Genomic DNA, 23,211 nt, shown 5'->3' on the forward strand with positions numbered 1-23,211 from the left:
CCCAACATGTCTGAGAAAAAGCGCGCGGGTGCATTCGACCTGCGCAACGTCATCGCCGCACTCCTCGGCCTCTACGGCCTGATTTTGCTCGGCTGCTATTTCTTCCTTGACCCAGGCATCAACCCGGATACCGGGCAGGCTAAGAACGCCAGCGATAACCTATGGGCAAGCCTTGCTTTGCTGGCCGTGGCCGCCGCCTTTGTGCTGTGGGCGCGCCTGAAGCCCATCACCATCCCAGGAGAAAACTAATGGTTGAGATTACCTCTGCCACGCTTGCCGACGGCCGCGAGATCCTCTACTTCGACGATCAACCCCACCCCGACCGCGTGCTTGTCGACGCCCGCGACATCCCCACCGTCGCCCCCGCTTCCGAAATGCGCCGGGATCCCCTAACGGGGGATTGGGTGGCCTTTGCCGCCCACCGCATGAACCGCACCTTCTTGCCACCGGCCAACGAGAACCCGCTGGCACCCACGCGCGAAGGCCAGCTGCCCACGGAGATCCCGAGCCCCAGCTATGACGTGGTGGTCTTTGAAAACCGCTTCCCGTCCTTTGCTACTGCCGCAGACATCGAGCATCCGGAGAACGATAACCTGCTCGGCATGGTGCCGCGCCTTCCCGCCCGCGCCCGCTGCGAGGTGGTCTGCTTTACCGAGGACCCAGCCCTATCCTTCAAGGACCTGCCGGAATCGCGCATCCGCACCGTCATCGAGGCCTGGGCTCACCGCACCGCCGCGCTATCCCAGATCGACGGCGTGGAGCAGGTATTCCCCTTTGAAAACCGCGGCGAGGAAATCGGCGTGACCCTCCAACACCCGCACGGCCAGATCTACTCTTATCCGTTCCTTTCGCCGCGCCTGCGCTCCATCGTGGAATCCGCCCGCGCCTATGACGGCGATCTCTTCCAGGATCTCCTCGATCGCGAGCGCGCCGCCGGCACCCGCATCATCGCCGAAACCGATCACTTCACCGTCTTCGTTCCCGCCGCCGCCAAATGGCCGCTGGAAGCCATGGTCCTGCCCAACGAGGAAGTCCCCGATTTCGCCGCACTTACCGACGCCCAACGCGCCGACCTCGCGCCCCTGCTCAAAAAGCTGTACTCGGCGGTGGACCGTTTCTTCGATGGTGTGGAGAAGACCCCGTATATCGCCGGCTGGACCCAAGCCCCGGTGGACCCGGACTTGCGTCCCGGAATCCGCATGCACCTGCAGCTCTTTTCGCTCATGCGCTCGCCCGGCCGCATGAAGTACCTCGCCGGTTCCGAGTCCTCGCAGGCCGTGTGGATCAATGACACCACCCCGGAGCGCATCGCCGCCCGCTTTAAGGAGATCTGGGATGCTTAACTGGATTAACACCCGCAGCGAGGCGGAGCTAGCAGCCGCAGCCCGCGACCTCTTCGCCGCTGCCTTCCCGGACGCGCCCGAGCCCGCCGGCGTGTGGGCCGCTCCCGGCCGCGTCAACCTCATCGGCGAGCACATCGATTACGCCGGCGGCGCCTCCATTCCCTTTGCGCTGGAACAAAACACCGCCGTCGCCGTCGCACCCCGCACCGATGGCCTTCTCCGGATAGCCTCCGAGTTCGACGGCAGCGTTGCCCAGGCCAGCCTCCCACTCTCCGAAGTCCGCCCCGGACACCCTTCCAACTGGTCCGGCTACGTTGTCGGCACCATCTGGGCCGCCACTGCGGCGGATGTCCTGACCTGCACCGGCCTCGATATTGCCATCGTCTCTGATGTCCCCGTCGGCTCTGGCCTGTCCAGCTCCGCCGCCCTTGAGTGCTCCGTGGCAGTGGCCGCCTACGAGCTCTGCCACGGTCACGCTCCCGATGACGCCGCCCGCGCGCAGCTAGCCCAGGCTTGCATCCGCGCCGAGAACGAAGTGGTTGGCGCCTCTACCGGCGGCTTGGACCAGAATGCCAGCCTGTTCGGCCAGCGCGGCAAGGCGCTATTCCTGGACTTTTTCACCGGCGCCGTCGAGCGCGTGCCGTTTAATATCGAGGCCCAGGACATGGTGCTGCTCATCGCGGACACCAATGCGCCGCACACGCTTTCCGACGGCCAATATGCCTCCCGCCGCGGCATCATCGACGCCGTCCAGGCTGCCGCCGGCCGCTCCATCCGCGAAATCCCAGATGCCGTTGCCTTCGCCGCGACCGTCAACCCCCAGGAGGCTGAACTCTACCGCCGTCGCGTGCGCCACGTGGTGGACGAAACCGACCGCACCCTGGCCGCCGCCACCGCGCTCAACTCGTCCGACCCGGCAGAGTTCCGCCGCCTCATGCGCGAAAGCCACATTTCCCTGCGCGACCTTTACGAGGTCACGACCCCCGAGCTTGACTCCGCTTTCACCGCGGCCGGCGAAATCGGCGCTCGCATGACTGGTGGCGGCTTCGGCGGCGCCGTCATCGCGCTCATCCCGCGCTCGGACGTCGAGTCCACCGCCCAGGCCATTTATGATGCCGCAGCATCCCGCAGCTTCCCAGAACCTACCTTCTTGGTGGCCCGCCCGGGAGATGGCGCCCGTCGCCTGGCCTAACTCCGCGGGCCGGCTCGGCTCAGCCGCGACCCTCCCAGCGCGCCCATTGTCGTTAGGTCCATACTGATCAGGCTGATCTGAAGGCTGGGCCGCCTCAGATCGGCCTTAACTCCCTCAATTCGGCCTGATCAGATCAGCCCTAAGCCCTAAGCAATTGGATCACAACGCCGAGAGAGCTTTTTGAATCCCCTCGCGCAGCGTCTCGCGAGACTGCTTCATCGGATGCGCAATCGCGCGCAACCCCATGTACGCAATTTGGTCGGCCGCCCGATTCAGCGGATCGCCTGCATGCCCGAGCACGCGCCGGATGTCGACCTCGCATTGGCCTTGGATATCACCCCAAGCTTGCTGGAATCGGGATCGCGCACCCGAAGACACCCCTCGCCACGTGCGCCCCGGCCGTGATGCTTTAGAGCCGCGCTTATGCACAATCTGCTCGACCGCCTCCAAAGCGGCTACGGAATCGGACTCAATAACCGCCTTGCGCGCACCCACCTTGAGCAGGTATTTCAGCGCGAGCGTCAGTGCTTCGAGCTCGAGCTCATCGGTGCTCGCCTTGGTTTCTCGAGTCCGTAACCGGTAGTCGCCGTTGCCCGCAACGAAGCACATCGACCCCTTGAATACGGTATCCGAGGAAGCATCGGTAGCTATGCGCACCACGTCGCCCTTGGGCCATGAGGAGGCGCGCGAGAAGTTCGGCCACCAGTGCGCTTTCGGCGTCTCTACCTGTGCCGCTTGCTTCTTTTTCGGTGCCTCACCCATCTTGCGCGCCTTCCGTGCGGTCAGGCCGGCTTGTTTTCTGCGCACGGAGCTCGCGCTTTTCGAAGCCCTATTTTCTCCCGCAAAGCTTCCCGTCACCGTGAAACCGTCGGCCGTGAGTGCCGATCGCAACGTATTCTGCCTGCGACCAGTGACAATCCATACCCGCCCGTCGAGTCCCTTGAGCGCGCGTTTGACCTCGCGCACGGCGATATCGACGATATCGCCCTTCTTCGTTTGGCCGCGGCGCACAAAACGCGTCTGCTTGGTATTGACTGCGATGACCCAGCCTTCGATGGTGCCGTTGGGGGCGGAATCCCAACGCTCGTCCCAGAGCGCGACCGCAACATGGATTGGTGCTGAGACCATGTCCGAGGTGATCTTGCGGGTGCCGTAGGTGCGCGATTGCGTACCGGTTAGTTCTGAGAGCTCGATGGGTTCCATTATCTCTAGTAAAGCACGGTTAACCGCGCTGCTGAATTATCCCCCACACCGCCGCTGTGAACTACTTCCCCTTAGGTCGAAGGTGATCGAGCCGATCTGAGCACAACCCGCCCTCAAATCAGCCTCAACGCCTTCAACTCGGCCCGATCACCTTGGACCTAACGTTCCGCCTCTCACTCAAGGCCCTCGGAAATTCACCTTCCTGAGCCGCATGATGCGTGCCCCGCCCCGCCAGCCGCGAAGATGAAACCATGATTACAGATCACTTCATCAACCTTCGTTACGCCGGAGCCGAAAGTCCGCACCATTTAGCCCTCCAGCGCGGTGAGCTCACCCAGATAGCGCCCTGGGTCGCCGTTCCTACGGCCACCTGGAGGCAATGGGTGCGCCATAAACAACAATTCGCCAAAGTAGTCGCTGCCGGGTGGAGCACCCACCGCGCCGTCCTCATCGGTAAATCGGCCGCGCGGCTGTGGGGAATGTGGGTAATTTCCAGGGAAGGGGAGGAGGTGGAGTTAGCGGTGCCTTCGGGAAGCGTGCCCCCACGAAGGCTCACCGCGAAAGGCTATCGGTACCGCCGGGTAAAGTCCCTCCAGGAATCCACGGTGTCGATAGCGGGTGTGCGCGCCACGAATCCCGCCCGCACCTGCCTCGAAATCGCCCGGCTACACGGATTCCCAGATGGCCTGGTAGCTACCGATTCTGCCCTCAGACAACACGACGTCACCACATATGACTTGCACGAAGAACTAGCAAAGATGCGGCGCACGAGGAGACAAGCAGCCATGCGGAAGGTTATCGAGCACGCGTATGGCGGATCGGAATCGCCCTATGAGTCCTATCTGCGAGCACTCATTATTGAGCGGTTCCCGCAGGTGAAAATTGAGCCACAGAAACCGCTGCTCGGGAAGTATCGGGCGGATCTCTGTCTCGATGGATGGCTGGTGGTCGAGGTCGATGGTGATGCCAAATATGACGGTACCTATGGCGAGGCGCCCGCCCACGTGGTCAAGCAGCAGATAAAGAGGCAGCGAGCGCTAGAAAACCGCGGATACGTGGTGCTGCGCTTTGGCCCCAGCGAAATGAAAGTGCCGGACGAGGCTTTGCAGATAATCGCCAGCCACCTGGGAAAACGCGGCAGGAAAGTAGCCTAGATCACCCCCGCGCCACCCCGTAACACATAAAAGTTGTTGAACAAAAGGCATAGCTACCTTTAAGATGATGCGCATCACAAATTAATGCGACCTGCATCACGAAAGGTGAAATCTAGTGAGTGCTGAGACATCACACGCCGCTCCGGCGCAGGCGGGGGACAAGACCCCGCCCAAAGGCCTCGGCGCCATGGCTGGTGCCATGTTCCTTATGGCCACCTCCGCCATCGGTCCGGGATTTTTGACCCAGACCTCGGTCTTTACCGTGCAGATGGGCGCGTCCTTCGCATTTGCGATCATGCTGTCCATCCTCGTTGACATCGCTATCCAGCTCAATGTGTGGCGCGTTTTGTGCGTGACCGGCATGCGCGCCAACACTCTGGGCAATACCGTGCTCCCCGGCCTGGGCTGGGTGCTTGCCGTATTCGTGTTCATCGGCGGCGCGGTCTTTAATATCGGCAATATCGCCGGTTCTGGCCTGGGTATTAACGCGATGCTGGGCATCGATTCGCGCATCGGCGGCGTCATCGCGGCGGCCATCGCCATCTTCATCTTCCTCTCCAAGAAGGCGGGCATGGCGCTTGACCGCCTCGTTGCGGTCCTGGGCGCGGTCATGATCTTGCTGATGCTCTACGTTGCGGTGGTCAGCCAGCCACCGGTAGGGGAGGCGCTAAAGAATACCGTCGCACCGGGCGAGATCGACTTCTTCGTCATCACCACCATCATTGGCGGCACCGTGGGCGGCTATATCACCTTTGCCGGGGCGCACCGCCTCATCGATTCCGGCCACACCGGCGTGGAAAACGTCAAGAACATTACCTATACCTCGGTAAGCGGCATCGTGGTCACCGGCATCATGCGCATGCTCCTCTTCTTGGCGGTTCTCGGTGTGGTGGCCACCGGCGTGGCGCTTTCGGACGACAACACCGCGGCGGATGCCTTCTACAATGCCGCCGGCGAGTTTGGCCTGCGTGCCTTCGGCGTGGTCCTCTTCGCGGCCGGTTTGTCCTCGGTTATCGGCGCCGCCTATACCTCGGTATCTTTCGTGACCTCCCAGGACACCTCGACGCGCACCCGCAATATCCTCACCATCGTCTTCATTGCGGTGTGCACGGTAGTCTTTGTGGCCATCAACTCCGCGCCACAGAAGTTGCTCATCTTCGCCGGCGCCATCAACGGCCTGATCCTGCCCATCGGTTTCGCCCTCGTGATGTGGGTGGCCTGGCGCCGCCGCGACCTCCTGCAGGGCTATAAGTATCCCAAGTGGTTGCTGATTATCGGCGCCCTGGCGTGGGTACTCACCATCTTCATCGGCTTCAAGGCTTTCTCCGGCATTACCGAGCTGTGGGCATAATGCAGACCCCAGAGCAGGTGCGCGAGTATGCGCGCAGCCATGACATGGCCACCACCGCCGGGCATGCCCGCGGCTTCATGCAGGCTAACCTGCTGGCCGTGCCGCAGGAATATGCCTTCGATTTCTTGCTCTTTGCCCAGCGAAATCCCAAACCGTGCCCGATTGTGGGCGTGCTGGAAGCCGGTCAGTACACCTCCGAGCTGTTGCCGGGCGGGGACATCCGCACCGATATTCCGGCCTACCGCGTCTTTGAAAACGGCGAGCATACAGCTACGCTTGCCGACGCCACCTCGTACTACACCCCAGACATGGTCAGCTTCCTTATTGGTTGCTCTTTTACCTTCGAGACTGCGCTGCAGGATAACGGCATTGAGGTTGCGCACATTGCTCAGCAGCGCAACGTGCCGATGTTTAAAACCACGATTCCCACCACCCCGGCCGGAGTCTTTTCCGGCCCCATGGTGGTCTCCATGCGCCCGATTCCGGCCGCGCAAGTCTCCGATGCCGTGCGGATTACCTCCCGCTACCCATCGGTTCACGGCGCCCCGGTTCACGTGGGTGACCCGGCGGCCATTGGTATTGAGGATCTGTCCCGCCCGGACTTTGGTGATCCGGGCGAAGTGCCGGAGGGCTGCCTGCCGGTCTTTTGGGCCTGTGGTGTAACCCCGCAGGCCATCGTGATGGAATCTAAGCCGCGCTTAGCTATTACGCACGCACCTGGCCAGATGCTCGTGACCAACGCCCGCGATCAAGATTTTCTCATTCCTTAATCGTTCAGCACGGCGAGGATCTTCTCGCAGGTATTCATCAGGCTGTCATGCGAAAGCGTGGCGGCCTCGTGGCGTTTTCCATCTGCGATAAGCGTGGCCAAGGTGATATTGCCTTGGATATGGTCCGCGTGTAGCTGCGGGTAGCGCGGGATGGCTAGCAGGAAGGTTAGCCGCATGCGGGCGAGCAGGTTATCCATCTGCTCATTCAAGGTAGGGGAGCCTAGCGCGGCCACCAGCGCGCGGTGGAAGCGCTGATTGATGGCGGAGACTTCCTGGTGCTCGCCGCGTGCCGCGTAGTCGAAGGCAGAGGAAGTCAGGGTGACGAGTGAGGAGGCGTCGGCAAAAGCTCCCCAGCGTACCGCGGCAGGCTCGATGGCCGCGCGGGCGGCGAAGAGGTCGCGGATATAGTCTGCATCGGGCGTCGCGAGGAAAACACCCCGGTTAGGGATGCGCTCGACAATGCGCTCCGCGGCGAGCCTAGTAAATGACTCGCGGAGGGTATTGCGCGAGCAGTTAAAGCGCTCGGCCGCCTTGACCTCGCTAAGCTGCTCGCCCGGCTGGAACTCGCCGGCGGAGATGGCCTCGCGCAACTCGGAGGCGACAGACTGGGAAAGCATGACCACAACTGTACTAAAAAGTTATGCACCTCACATTGAGATGAGGTGCATAACGATGATGTGAGCGCTAATCGATGGTCGCGATGACCTTGGAGGAATCCAGACGGTCACCTTCTGCGGCCAGGAGCTTGATGGTGCCGCCGCGCGGAGCCTTGATGGCCGATTCCATCTTCATGGCCTCGACGGTGGCGATGGCATCGCCCTCGGCCACGGTATCGCCGTCCGCAACGTTCCAGGCCACGAGGTTGGCCTCGAACGGGGAGGTGACCGCATTGTCATCGGTAGACTGTGCGCCGGCCGAAGACGGTGCGGTGGAGGCAGAACCACCGGCCGAGGCGGCGCCCGGCGCGGCGAGGAAGTCCACGGGCACGCCGACGTTGACCAGCTTGCCGTCGATTTCTACGGCCACATTGCGGCGCTGGGTATAGATGGCTTCTACCTTTTCCACCTGGTTGGCGGCAGACGGACGGTAGTTGTGATCCACCCAGTCCGTAAACACGCCAATCTCGGAGGCACCAGCGGCAGCGGTATCCTCGGCCGGCGCGGCAGTGCCGATGAGTGCCGACTCATCCATCATGTCGCGGTGGAACGGCAGCACGGTGCGCACGCCGGTGACGGTGAACTCGCGCAGGGCAAAGCGGGCGCGAGCCAGAGCGATCTCGCGGGTCGGTCCCCACACCACCAGCTTGGCAATCAGGGAGTCATAGTACGGCGGGATGATAGAGCCAGAGCGTACCGCGGAATCCACGCGGATGCCCGGGCCGGTCGGCGGCTCGAAGGAGACGATGGTGCCGGGGCACGGCGCAAAGCCATTGAGGATGTCCTCGGCATTGATACGGAACTCAAAAGCGTGACCGTGGGACTGCGGATCCTCATCGAAGGACAGCGGCTCGCCGGCCGCGATGCGGAATTGCTCGGCGATGATATCGGTGCCGGTGACTACCTCGGTAACTGGGTGCTCGACCTGGACGCGGGTATTGACCTCGAGGAAGGAAATGGTGCCGTCCTCGGAGACAATGTATTCCACGGTGCCGGCACCGGTGTAGCCCACCTTGGAGCAAATGGAGCGCGCGCCTTCGATGATGCCGTTGCGTTGGGCGTCGGAAAGCGCGGGCGCCGGAGCCTCCTCAATGAGCTTCTGGAAGCGGCGCTGGGTGGAGCAATCGCGGGTGCCGAGCACTCGCACATTGCCGTGCGTATCGGCCAGCACCTGGGCCTCGACGTGGCGCGGGTGGGTGAGGAACTTCTCCACGTAGCACTCCGCGCGGCCGAAAGCCTCCATGGCCTCGCGCCCGGCGGAATTGAACGCACCCTCAATCTCTTCCATATTGTCCACGACCTTCAAGCCGCGTCCGCCGCCGCCATAAGCAGCCTTGATGGCAATGGGCAGGCCGTGCTCTTCGGCAAAGGCGCGGGCCTCCTGCCAGTCATCGATGGGATCGGAGGTACCCGGTGCCAGCGGCGCGCCGACCTCCTCGGCCACGCGGCGCGCAGCGATCTTGTCACCGAGCAACTCGATGGACTCCGGGGAAGGGCCAATCCAGATCATGCCGGCCTCGGTAACCGTGCGGGCAAAGTCGGCGTTCTCGGACAAGAAGCCGTAGCCCGGGTGGATGGCATCGGCACCGGCACGCACCGCGATATCGAGCAGCGCGGGCACGTTCATGTAGGTATCGGCCGCGGTATTGCCCGGCAGCGCATAAGCTTCATCCGCTACCTGGGTATGCAGGGCACCTGCGTCTGCTTCGGAGTAAATGGCGATGGACTTAATGCCCAGGTCGCGGGCGACGCGGGCGATACGCACGGCAATCTCGCCGCGGTTAGCAATGAGGACGGTCTTAATCTGCATTCTTATCTCCAGTGTTCAAGGCTTGGGGTGCTACGAGTTCAAAGTTCACGCGCGCGCCGGGTGGCAGCTGCGCGGCGATATCAATATCTTCTTCCAATACGGTGGCGATGACCGGGTAACCGCCGGTCACGGCATGATCGCGCAGGAAGACCACGGGCTTGCCATTGGGCGGAATTTGGATGGAGCCGGCGACCATGCCCTCGGAGGGGAGCTCGCCGTCTTTAACGCGTTCAATTGGTTCTTCGCCATCGAGGCGCAGGCCCACGCGGTTGGAATCCGAGGTGACGGTCCACTCGGTATCCAGGAAGGCGGAAACATTATCACCAAACCAGTCATCGCGCGGTCCGAGTACGCAGCGCAGGGTGGCGCGGGTTTTTCCATCGGAGCTTTCACGCACGCGCAGTGGGTTAACCAGCTGGGCGTCGGTCATGCCGGTAGAGCGCGGCAGCACGCCGATGACATCGCCGGTGGTGACCGGGTCCGGGCCAAGGCCAGAAAGGACGTCGGTGGCCGCCGAGCCGAGCTCGGATTCGGCGATGATGCCGCCGCGGATGGCAACGTAATTGCGCATGCCTACCGTCGCAGGGTCTACCGTGACGGTTTGCCCGGCCGTGACCAGCACGGGGCGAGCAAGGTGAACCGGCATCTCGCCGAGGCGCACACGCGCGGTCGCGCCGGTGACGCAAATGACGGTATCGGTGAGCGCGTGGAGCTTAATGCCGCCGATATTCTCCAGCACTGTTGCCCCGCGCGGGTTGCCCACGGCCACGTTGGCGGTCGCGGCGGCGGCGCGGTCGGCGGCCCCGGAGGGGGTCACGCCGAGATCGCCCACACCGGGGCGTCCCAAGTCCTGGTAGAGGGTGAGCAGGCCGGCATCGATAACCTCCATGCGCGGCAAGCGGGCAGGGGCGCGCTTCGAGCGGGCAGAGTGATCAACAAGCTCCGGCAGCTTATCCACGCTGCGATAGCGCACGCGGTCGCCCGGCTGTACCAGCGCCGGCGGGTTGGCATTGGAATCCCACATCGGCGTATTGGTGGTACCCAAAAGCTGCCAGCCGCCCGGGGAAACGCGCGGGTACACCGCGGAAAATTCGCCCGCAATGCCTACGGCACCGGCCGGCACGGCGGTGCGGGGACTGGAGCGGCGTGGCACAGCACGCGCCTGGGAGGGATCCGACGGAGCGCAGTAGGTAAAGCCCGGGGCAAAGCCACCGAATGCCGCGGTCCACTCGGTAGAGGTATGCCAGTCAATGAGCGCCTCGCGCGAAAGCCCCAGCAGGTCTGCGGCCTCGTCCACATCCTCGCCGTCATAGAGCACATCGATTTCTACCGTTCGGGCCTCCGCGGCCGTCGCGGCGGCAGGGGAGAAGTCCTGCAGGAATTCGGCCGCATCGCGCGCCGAATCCGGCGCTTCAAACGTCAGCAGCAGGGTGGTGGCGGCCGCGATGCAGTCCACCTGATTCTTCAACGGCTTGGCAGAAAGCGCCGCGTGCCAGTCCATGACCTGGTTTAATCCATCCAGGTCAATGAGCAACGCGCGTGTGCCCACAAAATTAATGTGCATTAGATAAAGCTCCGAATCTCGATGCCTTCTTCCCGCAGGCGCTCAGCCACGCCGCGCAGCAGCTTCACCGCGCCGGGCGAATCACCGTGGGTGCATACGGATTGCGCATCCACCTCGAGCTTCGTGCCATCCACGGCTGTAATCGACCCGGTCTGCGCCACCTCAAGCACTCGCTGCACCACCTCATCGGCGCTGCCGAGCACCGCATTGGCTTCCTTGCGCGAGACCAGCGTGCCATCGGGGTTGTAGTTGCGGTCCGCAAAGGCCTCACGGATGACGTTAAGCCCGCTGCGCTTGGCGACGTCCACCGCTACACCCCCAGGCAGCAACATCACCGGCAAGTCTCCAAAGGCCTTAATGCCCTTGATGACGGCTTCTGCCTGCGCCTCATCTTTCACGATTGCGTTATACATCGCCCCGTGCGGCTTTACATAGGAGACCTTGGTGCCATTGGCGCGGGCCAAAGCGTCGAGAGCGCCAATTTGGTAGGTCACCTCGTCTGCTAGCTCGTCCGGGTTGTAATCGATAAAACGGCGGCCGAAACCTGCGGCGTCGTTATAACCTACGTGTGCGCCTACGGTCACGCCTGCTTCTGCTGCCGCCTTGAGCGTGCCGGCAATCGAGTGTGGGTCGCCCGCATGGAAGCCGGTGGCCACGTTTGCGGAGGACACCATCTCCAGCATTGCCGCGTCATCTGCGACCGGATTGCCCGCAGTGGTTTCTCCCAAATCCGCATTGAGATCGATATGGAGCGAGGACATTCAACACCGTCCTTAAGATTGTTGAACAATTCGAATGTCATTAAGTGTAACCCTCGCCACTGTCATTTGTGAAGAAGGTTACGTTTCGTTTACCCGCGTGCGCACCCCCACCTAGGCGCGAGAAAACCGCCCCGTCCCGGGTAAGAGGTCCGGGAGGAGGCGGCATGGCCTGCTAGAGCCCAAAGGTTCGAAGGTTCTAGCTTGTGAAATCTTTAGCGGCCGTAGTTTTGGACAGCGTAGAGCTTGCCTTCAGAGTTAATGGCAACGCCGACTCCGATGGTCTTGGCGCGTGGGTCCAGCATAATCTTGCGGTGCCCCGGGGATTCGTACCAAAGCTTGACCAGAAGGGCATCGGAATAGTCGCTCCACGCCTGCAAGACATTCTCGCCGCCGGCCGGGATATTGGAAGGGTAGTAGTTCCAGTGCTGCGGGCGGTGGCTGAGCTTATCAGCGCGCACCAGCTGGTCGGCCCAATCTTGAGCCAGCCCATTGAGTGCGGCATTAGCGCGAACCGGGCGCAGGCCGTGAGCCTGGCGGTATTCGTTGGTGTGGTTGATGATGCTCTGCACGCGATTGGAAGCCGGAGCGGCGGGCTTTGCTGCTGTAGCCGGCGCGGCGGGAAGGTTTAGCGTCGGCACCGGAAGGTTCGCGCCATTAAAGTTGCCCGAGGAACTTAGGGAGCTGGAGGCTTCAGCGGGTGCAACGCACATTCCCAATGCGATGGCTGCTGCAAGGGCAGGGGCTATAAATTTTTTGGTGGAGAAGCGAATAGTAGGGGTGAACATGAGCGGAACCTTTCTTCTGTAACCTGGCGGAGAATCAGGCGGGAAACTGGGAGAATCAACAGAAAAATCCGTTCCCCTTTGTTTAAAAGTTAATCAATTCCAGCAGATAAAATCGACTTGAACAGCAATTATTAGAATATTTGAAGTTGATGTTCCGTATAACTAATTGCTTCTTAGTTATTTCTCGAATTGAGCTAGGAAACTCCTGAAATCCCTCAGTCGGTTGCGTATTTCTCCTCCCCAACGGGGGTGGTTTCTAGTCAGTGTCTTAGATTCTCGGAGAAGCAGTAAGTGCTTGAGTCATGAGGGTGGAGTTTTAAGTCAGGCATAGGCAAACGCGTCCGTTTCTTGGTAGAACCTATAAAGATCGTGAGATTTACTAGGTTTCTTAACCTCTACCTGTCCTTTGCTTCTATGGGTGTTGCCCGGCAGTTGTCTCTCGGCGTCGTTGTGCGCTCGGTGAACGGGGTTTAGAAAGGAATAAGAAAAGCGCCCGGCGATGAATCGCCGAGCGCCACATTGAACGAAGTATTATGCCTTTGCGGGCACTTCTGTCCCTTGAGAAGCTGGGGCAGGAGAAAGAGCCGAGGAAATGATCTCGGCTGCTTCCTTGCGGGTTTGTGCGCCATAAAGCTGGTTGCGGAAGTCTTCTTTCATGATGCTGCGCGCCAGCTTGGACAGCAGCTTGAGGTGTTGCTTGCCGGCATTATCAGGCACAGCGATAAGGAAGGCAAGGTTAGTCGGTTCTTCGCCTTCTCCCCATGTAATACCTTCGGGTAGGCGGGCAAAGGCAAGGGTGGGCACTTTCACGCCGGCCGAGCGTGCGTGTGGAATGGCCACGCCGTGGCCTACCCCGGTAGAGCGGGTTGACTCGCGCTTTAAGGCAGCCCCAGCTACCGCCTCCATATCGGACATGCGGGAGGAAGTAAGCTTCACCATGGAGCGAATGACCTCTTCGCTAGATGAACCCAGATCTTTATCAAGGCTAATCGTATCGACAGCAACAAGCGGCTTATCCTTGCGCTGCGTCAATCCCACCAGCAGGAGAATAAGGCCAGCACAGACAGCGATGCCGGCAAGCATGGCGATAAAGAATCCAACGACGTTATCTACCGCGCCGAGTACCGCGACGATCGGGCCGCCGTGCATGACGTGGTCTTGTGCACCGAAAAGACCGGCGAGCGCACCGGCTACGGCACCACCGGCAACATTGGCGGGGATGACCTGTAGCGGGCGTGCGGCCGCAAGTGGAATGGCGCCCTCGGTGATGCCGAAGAATCCCATGAACAACGCGGCGATGCCCGCATCATTTTCGGCCTTGGTAAACCAGCGACGGCGCAGGAGCGTAGCTACGCCCACGGCGAGGGGAGGTACGGCAATCGCACATGCCGCCATGCCCATTGGTGCAGCATTGCCGGCCGCGATCATGCCGCCGCCAAAGAGGAAGGCCGTTTTATTGAAGGGGCCACCCATATCGAAGGCGATCATGGCGCCCAGGATAAGGCCCAGCACGATGACGGAGGAGCCCTGCATTCCAGCGAGATAGTTGGTCATTGCCTCGAACGCGGCGGAGACCGGTGCGCCAATGAGCAAGATGAAGATGAGGCCCACGATGAGCGTGGTGAAAATCGGGATGACGATGATGGGCCAAATCGGTGCGATGAACTTGTGCACCGGAATCTTCTTAATGGCAAGAGCCACATAACCGGACAAAATACCGGTGACAATGCCACCCAAGAATCCGGCACCTGCCTCAGAACCGTAAAGCGAGCCGGTGGTGGCGATGAGTCCGGTAATAAGGCCAGGGGCAAGGCCCGGGCGATCCGCGATGCCCACCGCAATGTAGCCGGAGAGCACCGGGACCATCAGTGAGAACGCCAGGGCGCCAAGCTCATTGACCGTGTTCCAGAAGCTATCTTCCGGAATCGCCATGCCCTCAGGCGTGGGCGTGCCGCCGATGGAGAGGGCGACCGCAATGAGCAGACCACCGGTCACCACGAACGGGATCATGTGCGAGACACCGTTCATCAGTGCCTTGTACAAGGTTTGACCCACGCTATTTTTGCGAGGCGTCTCTTCCTCCGTCTTGTCGGAAGAGCCCTCCCAGCGCGTGGCGCTCAAGGACCTGCTGAGCAGTTCCTTCGGGTGTTTGATGGCCTCGTCCACGCCGGTGGCCTCGAGACGCTTGCCGTGGAAGCGGTCCTTGGAAATGACCGTATCGGCACCAATGACAATGGCGTCGGCTTCCTCGATGTCTTGCTTGCTAAAGGTTCCCTCTACGCCGATGGAACCATGAGTTTCAATCTTGATGCGGTAGCCCAGTTCTTGGGCTGCGGCCTCGAGGTTCTCGGCCGCCATATAGGTATGCGCGATGCCCGTCGGACACGCCGTGATGGCGAGGATGAGGGGCGATGACTCTGAAGTGCTCATGGCTCTCATTAAACGGCAATCGTTTGCGTTGGCACAAGAGGGGGTTTCCTACTCGATGGCCGGTACGCTGGAGACACTCCGCTATAGAAAGGGAACGCTCGCTCGTGAGTAAAGCATCGCCGGATAATATTTTGCTCTACCTGCCGCAAAAGCAGGAAGATCAGGTGCGCGACATCTTTGCCGGCCTTGCTGAGCGCGGCTTTCCCGTCCAGCAGCAACGCCCGCACATTACGGTCACCTTTTCGCCGCAGATGCAGCCGGAAGCGGTGGACTTGGCGGCCCAGCTGCTGCCGGCCGTCATCCCCGCGGATTTCCGGCGGGTAGGAAACGTCATTTTTGGCACCAAGCGTAAACAGACGGTGGCCTGGCTGCTGGAGACTACCGACGAGTTAGAAATCGCCGCGCGCAAAATCAGTGCCGCAAACCCGGACGGGCGCGGGCCGCGCTGGACTCCGCACCTGACCATGGGGTTGCGCCTGCCGCGCGAGGAGGTCCCCGGCTATATCCAAGCGATGGACGAGCTCACCTCATCGCACTTTAAGGAGCTCACCGCCGTCGAGGCCGCCTATTGGCGTCCGCGCACGCAGGAAAAGACCCTTCTAGCAGGGGCTTAGAGCAGGGCCTGTAGGGCGCGGGCAACGCGCAGGACGGTCAGGTCCTCGCCCGGCTTGCCGACGACCTGCACCGCATCACCCACGCCTTCTTCCCCTTCGCCGCGCAGCGGCACCGTAATGGCCGGCCAGCCGAGCACATTGAACGGCTCGGTCCACCGCCGCAGGCTCGCGGCCGATTCCGCGGTATTGTCCGGGGTGATATCGGACCACTTGAGGGGGCCGGAATCGAGGGTAGGGGTGAGGATAATGGGGGCGTCGCCAAGCAGGGCAAGGGCTTCTTCGCGCAGCTTCTCTACGCCCTGTGCGGCCGCGTCATAATCTTCTTGGCTGATATTTTCTCCACCCAGAACGCGCTGCAGGATGACGTCCTGGTACTTATCGCGCTGGTCCAGCAGCGGCCGGTGGACGTCATAGACCTCCTTCAAGCGCATCGGCTCGTAGAGCTCAGCCGTGGCGGCGATGGTGTCTTCCAGGTCCGCACCCTCGGTGAGTTCAAAGTCCGATCGTTCCAGCGCCGCTAGCAGTTCAGCGAAACGCTCGCCCTTGGCTTTAAGCGCCGCGACATCAACAGTAGAAACGTCCTGCGCCGCGGCCGGCTCCTCATCCGCAGTGGCAACAAAAGCCTGCTCAATCAGGTCAATCGAGCTGGCAAAGAAACCAATGCAATCAAAGCTCGGGGAAAAGGGGAAGACTCCTTCGACCGGAATCACCCCAAAGGTGGGCTTGTACCCCAGCACGCCCTGGCATGCGGCTGGCACGCGCACCGACCCGGCACTATCGGAGCCCACTGTAAGCTGCAGTGCTCCGCAAGCTACCAGCGCGGCTGAACCGGAGCTCGATCCGCCGCCGCACACCTCCGGATCACGCGGGTTAATCACGCGACCATAAGCCGAGGCATCGCCCAAAATGCCATAGGAAAACTCCTGCAGGTTCGCCTTCGCCACCGGCAGGGCACCCTTCGCCGTCAAACGCTGCACCACCGGTGCATCCTTAACCGGAGTGCGGCCCACATTCACCTCGGTGCCGCAGGTAGTCGACACCCCAGCAATATCCACGATGTCCTTGAACGCTACCGGCTGCCCCTTAAGCGTGGGCGATTCATCCACCGCGTGCTCATCAAACGGGATAACGGAAATCACCGCATTATGATTCTGCTGGGCACGGTTTAGGCGATCAGAAACAGTAGGCATATCGGGTGCTAAGTCCTTTCAACGTCGGCGTCGTTTGATGCCAACGATGTAATAGAAGGGGGCAGATGTTACTACCGTACATCAGGGTTTGGTGAACAATTTCCCGTTTCTGGGCAAAGCGCTGATTTTAAAGTGTTACCTAGCAAAAATCCCCAGCGCATCCCAAGCTAGCCAGCCGCCTTCGCGCAGGGTGAAGACCAGCTGATTTTCACCTTCCTGCAAGGTGTTCTCTGGGAGCGCAAACTCGATAGCTGCGGGGCGCAGCGGGGTTGGTTCGCCGCTGGCATCGCCTTGGCGCGAACCCTTCGTTGCGCCCTGTGGGAGCTCCACTTGCTTATGAAAGTCATTAACAGTGACGTCGAGAATGCCGCCGAGCTTGGTGGTATCAATGAGCCACAGTGCCAGTGCCGCCTTCTCGGTGGGCTTATCCAATTTCACCGTCCACTTCAGCGTGTAAGCCTTGCTCCCCGCCCACTTATCCCCGGGGCCGGGGAGGAGATAGGGGACGTCGGCAGGCTTAGCATCCGGTCCAACGGTGATTGTCTGGTCTGGGTGCGCGGTGACGATCTTCTTGTAGTCCTTTGGGGAGTACTGAAACTCCGTGCCCTTTCGGTCAAAGGAACCAATCGTGGCTAGCGCTGTGCCAGCAGTGACCGAAGGCAGGGAGGTAGACGTCGCCTTGCCAGAAGGAGAGGACTCAGCACCGGCAGCATCAACCACTTTGACATAATAAGACCACTGTTCACCGGCAACATCGCGCCGGGAGTGGCGGAAGAAGGGGAAGATCGTCTTGCCCAACAGCACGTCTACACCATTGGGATCAGTGCCGATGACGCGATAGTGATCCAAAACGACGTCCCAGGAGGCAGGCTCCCAGGTGACGTAATTTTCCATGAGCTGCGGTTCTGCCTGAACACCGGTTACGGCCGGCGGAGCAGCAACCGCACCAGGAGCTGGGGCAGAAGAATCCTGGTCAGAAGAGTTCTTGCGGGAAGAACCGCGGCGGGAGGAAGAAGAGGAAAGCGAGCTAAAAAGTCCCATGATGAATTGTCCTTTCGGGGTTTAGAGGGAGCGCAGCGTGTGCTCGCCGGCATTGGTGCGGAAAGAGAAAGCGGTCTCACGCGGGGCAGTATCATCGCGCTCGATCCAGGGCACGACGACGAATTCGGAATCGAGGTGCTCGCGGGCGGCACGAACCTTGATGTAGCCGCGGCGTTTATCCATGGCCTTCACATACGGCTTTTCCAGCCACTCGGTGCTCTTGGAGCCGGCGAAGCCATCGCCATCGGAAGCAATGGAGGTGGCGACCAATTCCACGCCTACGGGCTGGCCGGATTCGGATTGGATTTCAGCAGCACAGTGCTGATGAATATCGCCGGTGAAAACAATCGGGTCGCTGACGTTGGATAGAGATTCGATTAGGCGGCGGCGCGCCGCGGGGAACCCGTCCCATTGGTCGGTGCTATCGGCGATCGGTACGACGACCACGCTGTTGACCACCACGTTCCACTGAGCCGGGGAAGTGGCGAGCTTATCGTTGAGCCACTGCTCCTGCTCCGCGCCCAAGATGCTGGCATCTTCTGCAGCCTCTTCGCGGTATTGGCGGGTATCGACCAGATTGAAACGCATAAGCGTGCCCACGTCGAAAGAATCATAGATGCGGTTATTGGGGCCATCGGGAAGCGCGGGCGGAGCAACCGGAAGATTCTCGTAAAAGGCACGGTAAGCAGCCGCGCGCTGGTAGAGGAAGTGCTCGGCATTGGTGCCAATCTCGGACCAATTACCGGCGTAATTATTTTCTACCTCGTGGTCATCCCACACAATCGCCATTGCGGCGCGTGCGTGCGCGGCCTGCAGGTGCTCATCGGATTTAAAGAGCGAGTAGCGCAGGCGATACTGCTCCAGCGTTTCCACCTTTGCCTTGAAAACATCGGGCACGCTTGCGTCTTGGCGCCAGAGATTATCGCCTTCCACAATGCCGTATTCGTAGATGTAGTCGCCCACGAAAATCGTCATATCCAGGTCTGGTTCCTGCGCAATGTGCTTCCACGGGGTGAAATAGCCGTGGTACCACGCCTGACACGAAGCCACGGTGAAGGTGAAATCATCCACCTCCGCATCCGGCGCCGGCAGAGTCTTAAACTGACCTACTGGGCTCACCTTGCCATCCACGCGGAAGCGATAAAAATACTCGGTTGCAGGCTCCAACCCAGTTACCTGCGGGTGCACCGAGTGCGCCAGCTCGCGTTGGGCTAGTGCTTCGCCTTGCTTGACGACGTCCCCAAACCCCTCATCCTTCGCAACTTCCCAACCCACGCGGACATCGCCGCCGGTCATTCCACCGTGGCCATCCTCGGCCAGCGGTTCTGGGGCCAGGCGCGTCCACAAGATCATCGAATCGTGCCGCGGCGTGCCCGCCGCTACACCTAGGCCAAAAAGATCCGAATCCTGCGGATGATCCCCACCTTGCGAGGAACCCCATGAACTCAGACTCGACTGTGCACCCGCCTTGGCCGGTGCATTAATTCCCGCAGCCACTGCTGCTGCAGAAACACCAGCAATCTGCAGGAAATTACGACGATTAAAAGAAGGACGACTATTTGAATCAGACATACAAAGCTCCACAAAAGGTTTAAAAGGAACTTTTCCAGCCTAAGTAGCCGCGGTGAATCGCTGGTTAAATCAGCGTGAAATCTATTGAGCCCATGGATCATTCGCAAGGCAGAACTCCGCCGAATGTTCTGCCTGACAGTCAAACCACCACTTCTGGTTTTCAGCCCGCATCTGCTCGACCTCAGCAGATCGAGTCATGTACGCAGGGATGCTGGGATCATAATCAGAATCACTGGTCCCGCTGCCCATAGGTGAGGAACACTGAGATGGATCGGAGACGTAGTGATCCGTTTGCGGGCACCGGTAGGGGTATTTTGCCATCTGCTCGTCGTGGAGGTTTTGGCATTCTTGCGCCCAGCGGATAGTTCCATCGCTGTACAAGCCGTTGGTGGTCCAGCTACCGCCGCCATAGACGCACTCGGTAAGGGTGGGTTCTGCGGTGGATTCGGCAGTGTTCGTTAGGGGAGCGTCGGCAAGCGAAGGCTCAGCTTCCGCTGTCGGTTGCGGCTCCGAAGAGGACGTTTCCGGGGCAGAACTTGTGGAACTAGAGCTGATAGTTGAACTATCGGCCGTGCTGGAGGTGCTAGGAGTCGTTGTTTCTTCCGACTGTGAATCCGGCGAGGAACAGGAGGCTAAAGAAAGCATCACCGTTGCGACAGCGGCGATGTAGGAGAGAGTCTTCATAATCTATGGATAGTAGACAACGAGAAAATAGCGGGTGGCGCTAAGAGGGGTTTTCCTGCGCAACACCAAGGAATTGAGTCACGCTCACCACTATGGAGCGCAGGATTCATCAACTACATTTATAGCCATGACTTCCGCCACCTCCGAGCCCCCAAAGCTCCAGCCCAGCTCCTATGTTCCGTTGATGTTCGCACTGCTGACGGCAGTGTTCGCTTTCCAGCTCAATGCGTCGATGCTCTCGCCTGCCTTGGCGACGATGGAAGATGAGCTGAGTGCCACCACCGCACAGATTGGCCTAACGCAGACGGCGTTCTTTACGGCCGCGGCATTGTTCTCGCTGTTCCTGCCGCGCTGGGGTGACCTCATCGGGCGCAGGAAGGTCCTCGTTGGCATGATGGCGGTAGCTGCGCTGGGCTGCGTGGCTTCCGCCGTCGCGCCCAACGTCGCTGTGTTGCTTATCGGCCGCATCATTCAGGGCGTGGCCGGGCCGACCGTCCCGCTCTGCCTCATCATGTTGCGCCAGCAGGTGCTCAATGAGAAGCAATACGCACTGCTGCTGGGCATTGTGACCTCGGTAAACGGTGGTATTGCAGGCGTGGACGCCTTGGCCGGTGGCTGGCTGGCCGGAAACTTTGGCTATCGCTCGGTGTTCTGGACCATGGCAGTACTATGCGCCACCGCGGTAGTAGCAGTGCAGGTATTCACTAAGGAATCCACGGCCACCGAAACCCCGCGCATGGACTGGGCGGGCGTGTTGCCCCTGGCCGTGGCGCTGGGGTGCGTTCTCACCGCATTCAACGAGGCGGGCAAGCTTGCCGAGGCCAATTGGTTCCTCGTAGTCATCCTCATCCTCATCGGCGCCGCCGGCTTCTGGGCCTTCTGGAATGTGGAGAAGAAGGTCGCCGATCCGCTTGTGCCGGTGGCTTACCTCAAACAACGCCGTACGTGGGCGCTGCTTTCTACCACGCTGCTCACCATGACCGGTGTCTTTGCAGTAATGAACGGCCTCATTCCAAACCTCGGCCAGGACCCAGACGCCGGTGCTGGCATTTCCGCCAGCACCATTTCTTGGGTCACCCTTACCCCGTACGCCCTCGCCGGCTTGGTCTTCGGCCCGATTGCCGGCTGGATGGCCTCCAAGCTGGGCTATAAGTACGTCTTACAAACCGGCCTCGTAGGTACCGTCGCTGGCCTAATTATCTCTATTTTCGTGGTGGGCGTTCCGAACGCGTGGACCCTGCTTTTCGTTTCCATTTTCTTGGGCGTGACCTACGCGGGCATTGCCAATATCATGCTCAACGGCTTAGGAATTGTGCTCTCGCCGGCCGATAACCAGGGCTACCTGCCCGGCATGAACGCCGGCGCCTTCAACCTCGGCGCGGGCCTGTCTTTCGCGGTGCTGTTTGCGGTTTCTGGTTCCTTCGAACACGGCTACCGCGCGGGCATGATCGCCGGCGTCATCATTCTGCTTGCGGCCCTTGCCCTGTCCTTCCTCATTCCTCGCCCGGAGTCCATCGATGACACCGTGGCGGCCGTCAACGCTCGAAAGTAGGCTCGTGGCATGACGCGAAAAATCATTTTGGACTGCGACCCCGGCCACGATGATGCGGTGGCCTTGCTCCTAGCCTTGGGTAACCCTTCTATCGAGCTGCTCGGCATTACCACCGTAGGCGGCAACCAGACCTTGGATAAGGTCTCCCGCAATGCATTGGTGGTTAAGGAAATTGCCGGCCACCCGGAGGTTCCGGTCTTTGCCGGCTGCGATCGCCCGCTCGTGCGCCCCGTTGAGGTCGCCGAGGCGATCCACGGCTCCACCGGCATGGACGTGGAAGGCGTCCAACTTCCGGACCCAAGCACCGCGCTTGCCGACGCCCACGCCATCGACTTCATCATCGACACCATCATGTCCCACGAGCCCGGCACCATCACCCTGGTGCCCACCGGCCCGCTTACCAATATCGCGATGGCCGCGCGCAAGGAGCCGCGCATCGTCGAGCGCGTTAAGGAAGTAGTCCTCATGGGGGGTGGCTACCACGAGGGCAATTGGTCCCCAGTTGCCGAGTTCAATATCAAGATCGATCCCGAGGCCGCCCACATCGTCTTCGAAGAGCCTTGGCCCGTCACCATGGTCGGCCTCGACCTCACCCACCAGGCGCTTGCCACCCCAGAGGTCGAAGCCGAGATCAAGGCGCTAAATACTCCGGTCTCCGAGTTCGTTGTGGGTCTCTTCGGTTTCTTCCGCAAGGCCTACCAGGCCAACCAGGGCTTTGATAACCCACCGGTCCACGACCCGTGCACCATCGCCTACCTCATCGATCCGGACATCGTTCAGACCCGCAAGGCCCCCGTCCACGTCGAGCTCGCCGGCGCACTGACCACCGGCATGACCGTCACCGATCTGCGCGAGCCTGCCGACGCCTCCTGCCACACCCAAGTCGCCACCGCCCTCGACCACGCTGGCTTCTGGCGGCTCGTCACCGATGCCCTCAAAAACCTCGCCTAAGACACCCGCCGCGAGCCGCCCAACTTTCAGCCACGTTCTAGCCTTCCAATGCTCGGATTGATGCCAGAACGTGGCTGCTTTATAACCTATCGGAGTAAGAACCCCTAGCTCTCCTTACCGTTTAATTGGACTGCGTTACTACCAAGAAGTTCATTTGCTGCCTTTTGGTAGTACGCCTCAGTGGGCTTGTTAGCTTTTATGACTTTATCTTCATCAAGAGACTTGAGGTTCTTCAAGGTGAGTGAAGAATTTTGACCACTGAGTTGGTAAACGCTTTTCTTCAAATCCGATACGCCATCTCCTCCCGCTTTCAATACGGCTTGCCTAAACATGGCGGTTTTTGCTGCGGAGCCTCGTGCTATGACCACCGTCCGTTCAGAGGCCTTGGAGTTTATTTCGGAGCGTACCTGGGATAGTACCGTTACGAGATAGTCGAATATAGGAATTTGGGAAGGGATCAGGTGGTCTGAAGCGTCCTGGGTTTAGTTCCGCTTCTTTTACGGCCCTGTGTTGATGGGCTGGGTGAGATAGTACTCGGTTTCTACTTCCTGTGGGGTGGCGTAGTCCAATGCTTCGTGAAGTCGCTTA

At 60.6% G+C, this 23,211-nt stretch carries 21 protein-coding genes; 9 read left to right on the plus strand and 12 right to left on the minus strand.

Annotated elements, in window-relative coordinates:
• The first annotated feature begins 6 nt into the window (after positions 1-6).
• Genes MHY22_RS08370 through galK form a run of 3 tightly spaced genes read left to right on the plus strand, consistent with a single transcriptional unit; the run spans position 7 to position 2,535 of the window.
• A complete protein-coding gene (locus MHY22_RS08370) occupies positions 7-249 on the plus strand; it encodes a hypothetical protein (protein ID WP_005322508.1) in 243 nt (80 codons plus the stop codon).
• Complete coding sequence (galT, locus tag MHY22_RS08375; RefSeq protein ID WP_239278910.1) at positions 249-1,343, plus strand: galactose-1-phosphate uridylyltransferase; 1,095 nt, start codon at positions 249-251, stop codon at positions 1,341-1,343. The genes MHY22_RS08370 and galT overlap by 1 nt, the downstream gene beginning before the upstream one ends.
• Positions 1,336-2,535, plus strand: a complete 1,200-nt coding sequence (gene galK / locus MHY22_RS08380; RefSeq protein ID WP_239278911.1) for a galactokinase — start codon at positions 1,336-1,338, stop codon at positions 2,533-2,535. Before galT ends, galK begins: the two co-directional genes overlap by 8 nt.
• A 159-nt stretch (positions 2,536-2,694) precedes the next feature.
• Here the strand turns inward: galK and MHY22_RS08385 are convergent, their stop codons facing one another.
• Positions 2,695-3,738 (minus strand): RNase H family protein, encoded by a 1,044-nt coding sequence (locus MHY22_RS08385; RefSeq protein WP_239278912.1) that lies wholly within the window; start codon positions 3,736-3,738, stop codon positions 2,695-2,697.
• A 251-nt stretch (positions 3,739-3,989) separates the two neighbouring features.
• Here MHY22_RS08385 and MHY22_RS08390 point away from each other — a divergent pair, with 251 nt between their 5' ends.
• The 3 genes from MHY22_RS08390 to MHY22_RS08400 all read left to right on the plus strand — a co-directional run bounded on the left by MHY22_RS08390 (position 3,990) and on the right by MHY22_RS08400 (position 7,013).
• Entirely contained in the window at positions 3,990-4,892 is a 903-nt protein-coding gene (locus MHY22_RS08390) for a DUF559 domain-containing protein (protein ID WP_239278913.1), read from the plus strand.
• 187 nt (positions 4,893-5,079) lie between these two features.
• A complete protein-coding gene (locus tag MHY22_RS08395; RefSeq protein WP_239278928.1) occupies positions 5,080-6,243 on the plus strand; it encodes an NRAMP family divalent metal transporter in 1,164 nt (387 codons plus the stop codon).
• Entirely contained in the window at positions 6,243-7,013 is a 771-nt protein-coding gene (locus MHY22_RS08400; protein ID WP_179387476.1) for a putative hydro-lyase, read from the plus strand. The genes MHY22_RS08395 and MHY22_RS08400 overlap by 1 nt, the downstream gene beginning before the upstream one ends.
• Here the strand turns inward: MHY22_RS08400 and MHY22_RS08405 are convergent.
• From MHY22_RS08405 to MHY22_RS08430, 6 genes are all read right to left on the minus strand, one after another.
• Positions 7,010-7,630 (minus strand): GntR family transcriptional regulator, encoded by a 621-nt coding sequence (locus tag MHY22_RS08405; protein ID WP_239278914.1) that lies wholly within the window; start codon positions 7,628-7,630, stop codon positions 7,010-7,012. The genes MHY22_RS08400 and MHY22_RS08405 overlap by 4 nt on opposite strands.
• A 67-nt stretch (positions 7,631-7,697) precedes the next feature.
• Entirely contained in the window at positions 7,698-9,479 is a 1,782-nt protein-coding gene (locus MHY22_RS08410; RefSeq protein WP_239278915.1) for a biotin carboxylase N-terminal domain-containing protein, read from the minus strand.
• Positions 9,469-11,043, minus strand: a complete 1,575-nt coding sequence (locus MHY22_RS08415) for a 5-oxoprolinase/urea amidolyase family protein (protein WP_239278916.1) — start codon at positions 11,041-11,043, stop codon at positions 9,469-9,471. Before MHY22_RS08415 ends, MHY22_RS08410 begins: the two co-directional genes overlap by 11 nt.
• On the minus strand, positions 11,043-11,804 hold the full coding sequence (locus tag MHY22_RS08420) for a LamB/YcsF family protein (RefSeq protein ID WP_239278917.1): 762 nt from the start codon (positions 11,802-11,804) through the stop codon (positions 11,043-11,045). Before MHY22_RS08420 ends, MHY22_RS08415 begins: the two co-directional genes overlap by 1 nt.
• A 212-nt stretch (positions 11,805-12,016) precedes the next feature.
• The gene (locus MHY22_RS08425) at positions 12,017-12,589 is read right to left on the minus strand and encodes a CAP domain-containing protein (RefSeq protein WP_204609981.1); all 573 of its coding nucleotides are present in this window, start codon (positions 12,587-12,589) and stop codon (positions 12,017-12,019) included.
• A gap of 531 nt (positions 12,590-13,120) precedes the next feature.
• Positions 13,121-15,019, minus strand: coding sequence for a fructose-specific PTS transporter subunit EIIC (locus tag MHY22_RS08430; protein ID WP_239278918.1), 1,899 nt, complete (start codon positions 15,017-15,019; stop codon positions 13,121-13,123).
• 104 nt (positions 15,020-15,123) lie between these two features.
• On the opposite strand from MHY22_RS08430, the gene MHY22_RS08435 reads away from it, so the two are divergent.
• Complete coding sequence (locus MHY22_RS08435) at positions 15,124-15,633, plus strand: 2'-5' RNA ligase family protein (protein WP_239278919.1); 510 nt, start codon at positions 15,124-15,126, stop codon at positions 15,631-15,633.
• On the opposite strand, the gene MHY22_RS08440 is transcribed toward MHY22_RS08435, so the two are convergent.
• The 4 genes from MHY22_RS08440 to MHY22_RS08455 form a co-directional block, all read right to left on the minus strand.
• Positions 15,630-16,823 carry an amidase gene (locus tag MHY22_RS08440; RefSeq protein WP_239278920.1) on the minus strand — a complete coding sequence of 398 codons (1,194 nt, stop codon included), beginning with the start codon at positions 16,821-16,823 and terminating at the stop codon, positions 15,630-15,632. The genes MHY22_RS08435 and MHY22_RS08440 overlap by 4 nt on opposite strands.
• 135 nt (positions 16,824-16,958) lie before the next feature.
• A complete protein-coding gene (locus MHY22_RS08445) occupies positions 16,959-17,864 on the minus strand; it encodes a polysaccharide lyase family protein (protein WP_239278921.1) in 906 nt (301 codons plus the stop codon).
• 21 nt (positions 17,865-17,885) lie between these two features.
• On the minus strand, positions 17,886-19,436 hold the full coding sequence (locus MHY22_RS08450) for an alkaline phosphatase (RefSeq protein ID WP_239278922.1): 1,551 nt from the start codon (positions 19,434-19,436) through the stop codon (positions 17,886-17,888).
• A gap of 81 nt (positions 19,437-19,517) precedes the next feature.
• Complete coding sequence (locus tag MHY22_RS08455) at positions 19,518-20,120, minus strand: hypothetical protein (protein WP_239278923.1); 603 nt, start codon at positions 20,118-20,120, stop codon at positions 19,518-19,520.
• A 127-nt stretch (positions 20,121-20,247) separates the two neighbouring features.
• On the opposite strand from MHY22_RS08455, the gene MHY22_RS08460 reads away from it, so the two are divergent.
• Entirely contained in the window at positions 20,248-21,672 is a 1,425-nt protein-coding gene (locus MHY22_RS08460) for an MFS transporter (protein WP_239278924.1), read from the plus strand.
• A 9-nt stretch (positions 21,673-21,681) separates the two neighbouring features.
• Positions 21,682-22,623, plus strand: a complete 942-nt coding sequence (locus tag MHY22_RS08465) for a nucleoside hydrolase (RefSeq protein WP_239278925.1) — start codon at positions 21,682-21,684, stop codon at positions 22,621-22,623.
• A 104-nt stretch (positions 22,624-22,727) separates the two neighbouring features.
• Here MHY22_RS08465 and MHY22_RS08470 read toward each other — a convergent pair whose 3' ends face one another.
• On the minus strand, positions 22,728-22,991 hold the full coding sequence (locus tag MHY22_RS08470; RefSeq protein ID WP_239278926.1) for a hypothetical protein: 264 nt from the start codon (positions 22,989-22,991) through the stop codon (positions 22,728-22,730).
• Positions 22,992-23,211: the final 220 nt, after the last annotated feature.

Source organism: Corynebacterium sp. ACRPO (assembly GCF_022347205.1).
Taxonomy (GTDB): Bacteria; Actinomycetota; Actinomycetes; order Mycobacteriales; family Mycobacteriaceae; genus Corynebacterium.

Bases quoted from the DNA above. Each gene is read 5' to 3' on its own strand.
- MHY22_RS08400 (WP_179387476.1), top strand. From the start codon at position 6,243: ATGCAGACCCCAGAGCAGGTGCGCGAGTATGCGCGCAGCCATGACATG.
- MHY22_RS08420 (WP_239278917.1), bottom strand. From the start codon at position 11,804: ATGTCCTCGCTCCATATCGATCTCAATGCGGATTTGGGAGAAACCACT.
- MHY22_RS08415 (WP_239278916.1), bottom strand. From the start codon at position 11,043: ATGCACATTAATTTTGTGGGCACACGCGCGTTGCTCATTGACCTGGAT.
- galK (WP_239278911.1), top strand. From the start codon at position 1,336: ATGCTTAACTGGATTAACACCCGCAGCGAGGCGGAGCTAGCAGCCGCA.
- MHY22_RS08370 (WP_005322508.1), top strand. From the start codon at position 7: ATGTCTGAGAAAAAGCGCGCGGGTGCATTCGACCTGCGCAACGTCATC.
- MHY22_RS08385 (WP_239278912.1), bottom strand. From the start codon at position 3,738: ATGGAACCCATCGAGCTCTCAGAACTAACCGGTACGCAATCGCGCACC.
- MHY22_RS08465 (WP_239278925.1), top strand. From the start codon at position 21,682: ATGACGCGAAAAATCATTTTGGACTGCGACCCCGGCCACGATGATGCG.
- MHY22_RS08450 (WP_239278922.1), bottom strand. From the start codon at position 19,436: ATGTCTGATTCAAATAGTCGTCCTTCTTTTAATCGTCGTAATTTCCTG.
- MHY22_RS08460 (WP_239278924.1), top strand. From the start codon at position 20,248: ATGACTTCCGCCACCTCCGAGCCCCCAAAGCTCCAGCCCAGCTCCTAT.
- MHY22_RS08405 (WP_239278914.1), bottom strand. From the start codon at position 7,630: ATGCTTTCCCAGTCTGTCGCCTCCGAGTTGCGCGAGGCCATCTCCGCC.
- MHY22_RS08390 (WP_239278913.1), top strand. From the start codon at position 3,990: ATGATTACAGATCACTTCATCAACCTTCGTTACGCCGGAGCCGAAAGT.
- MHY22_RS08410 (WP_239278915.1), bottom strand. From the start codon at position 9,479: ATGCAGATTAAGACCGTCCTCATTGCTAACCGCGGCGAGATTGCCGTG.
- galT (WP_239278910.1), top strand. From the start codon at position 249: ATGGTTGAGATTACCTCTGCCACGCTTGCCGACGGCCGCGAGATCCTC.
- MHY22_RS08425 (WP_204609981.1), bottom strand. From the start codon at position 12,589: ATGTTCACCCCTACTATTCGCTTCTCCACCAAAAAATTTATAGCCCCT.
- MHY22_RS08455 (WP_239278923.1), bottom strand. From the start codon at position 20,120: ATGAAGACTCTCTCCTACATCGCCGCTGTCGCAACGGTGATGCTTTCT.
- MHY22_RS08395 (WP_239278928.1), top strand. From the start codon at position 5,080: ATGGCTGGTGCCATGTTCCTTATGGCCACCTCCGCCATCGGTCCGGGA.
- MHY22_RS08430 (WP_239278918.1), bottom strand. From the start codon at position 15,019: ATGAGCACTTCAGAGTCATCGCCCCTCATCCTCGCCATCACGGCGTGT.
- MHY22_RS08440 (WP_239278920.1), bottom strand. From the start codon at position 16,823: ATGCCTACTGTTTCTGATCGCCTAAACCGTGCCCAGCAGAATCATAAT.
- MHY22_RS08445 (WP_239278921.1), bottom strand. From the start codon at position 17,864: ATGGGACTTTTTAGCTCGCTTTCCTCTTCTTCCTCCCGCCGCGGTTCT.